This is a genomic window from Synechococcus sp. CCY9202, assembly GCF_034931685.1.
GTDB lineage: Bacteria > Cyanobacteriota > Cyanobacteriia > PCC-6307 > Cyanobiaceae > CBW1002.
Genome location: NZ_JAYGID010000029.1, coordinates 1 through 1,328 on the forward strand (window position 1 = coordinate 1; position 1,328 = coordinate 1,328).

Annotated in this window: 4 protein-coding genes; 1 reads left to right on the forward strand and 3 read right to left on the reverse strand. The window is 66.7% G+C overall.

Going from position 1 to position 1,328, the window contains the following annotated elements:
• Nucleotides 1-51 precede the first annotated feature (51 nt).
• Nucleotides 52-327 (forward strand): nucleotidyltransferase domain-containing protein, encoded by a 276-nt coding sequence (locus VB777_RS03980; RefSeq protein WP_323247253.1) that lies wholly within the window; start codon nt 52-54, stop codon nt 325-327.
• 20 nt (nt 328-347) lie between these two features.
• Here VB777_RS03980 and VB777_RS03985 read toward each other — a convergent pair whose 3' ends face one another.
• The 3 genes from VB777_RS03985 to VB777_RS03995 form a co-directional block, all read right to left on the reverse strand.
• Complete coding sequence (locus tag VB777_RS03985; protein WP_323247249.1) at nt 348-485, reverse strand: hypothetical protein; 138 nt, start codon at nt 483-485, stop codon at nt 348-350.
• 89 nt (nt 486-574) lie between these two features.
• On the reverse strand, nt 575-751 hold the full coding sequence (locus tag VB777_RS03990; protein WP_323247255.1) for a type II toxin-antitoxin system RelE family toxin: 177 nt from the start codon (nt 749-751) through the stop codon (nt 575-577).
• A gap of 207 nt (nt 752-958) precedes the next feature.
• Nucleotides 959-1,328: DUF4351 domain-containing protein (locus VB777_RS03995; RefSeq protein ID WP_323247251.1), on the reverse strand; the 370-nt coding region annotated here is incomplete at its 5' end.

The following is a 1,328-nucleotide window of genomic DNA, read 5'->3' on the forward strand; positions in this document are numbered from 1 at the left end:
AGGGTCACGGGCCTGCCCACCCCTTGCAACGCTGGCCGCTGAGCGGAACGTCTGAGGTGCGCGCTCAACCCCGGCTACGCCGGGGTTGAGGTCCCCAGGGATTTACACCAACACAGGGGACGCAAGCAGGCGCTCGCAGACGATCCCGCCACCAAAGCCCTTGTCCTGTTTGGCTCCCGCGCCCGTGGCGAAGCCAGGCCCGGCTCGGATCTCGATCTGCTCCTGCTCTGCCGGGGCAGCAACAGCCCGGATGCGCTGCTCAGTGGCTCCCGCTGGCATGTGCTGGGCCGTATCGCCCGCGAGGGGAAGGTGCTCTATGCCGCCTGAGGAAGACGCGGCCCTCATCCTCAAGGTGGCGCTCCGCCCAGCAGGAGGTGGAGAACCTGCTCAAGACCCTGATCGTGCTGGCGGATCAGCAGCCTCCCCTCAGCCATGCGCTGGATCGTCTGGCTCAGCTGGCCGGCGCCCAGCTGCCCGAGCCTCATCCGCCAGCTGCGGGAGGAGGTGGAGATGCAGATTGCCGCTGCGGTTCAGAGGCGAGCGGGATTGCCGCCGCGGGATTGAAAAGGGGACATCAGCGAACCACCTCTCTGCGGTGGCCAATCCGCAGGTCAAGGATCAGCAGCTCACTCCGCTGCCATGCATAGACAATGCGATCATTGCCCACCCGTAACCGGCGTAACCCCTTCAAACTCCCCGCACAACGCAGGTCCTCTATGTCGTCGAGGTCGGTCGCAATGGCCTGGCCGATGCTGTCGGCTCCCTAACGTTTGTGCTGCTGAGCAGCCGCATCAAGTTCAGCCCCCCAGTTCATCGGGTAAGCGGGCGGTGACCTGAACCATTGCGGCACACCTGACTTCGTCGAGATGTCAAGGACATCCATGCACCCCGGCCCTCCACGCGGGTCACGACTCGGCCGATCGCTGAACGCTGGTGGGGGGATGGATCCCACGGGCGGTCAGGCGTGGGCGGCCAGCCATGTCGCCAGGTCGGCGGGGCCCTGGAAGTCGAGCAGGGCTTCCGCCAGGGCCTCAAGTTGCTCCAGGGGAAGGGCCTGAATGCGGGCGGTGGTGGCTTCGTTGAGGAGGCCGCAGCGGCGGGTGAGCAGGCGGAGGGTCACGTTGGCTTCGCCTTCCTGTCGGCCTTCTTGCCGACCTTCCTGCCGGCCTTCTTGGCGACCTTCCGCCAGCCTGTCCTGTACGGGCCTGCGTCCCCTGCAGTGGTGTAAATCCCCCGGCATTCCCACCCCGGCGTAGCCGGGGTGGGCCGCGCACCTCAGTCGATCGGCTCCACAGCTGACGTTGCAAGGGGTGGGCAGGCCCGTTTCC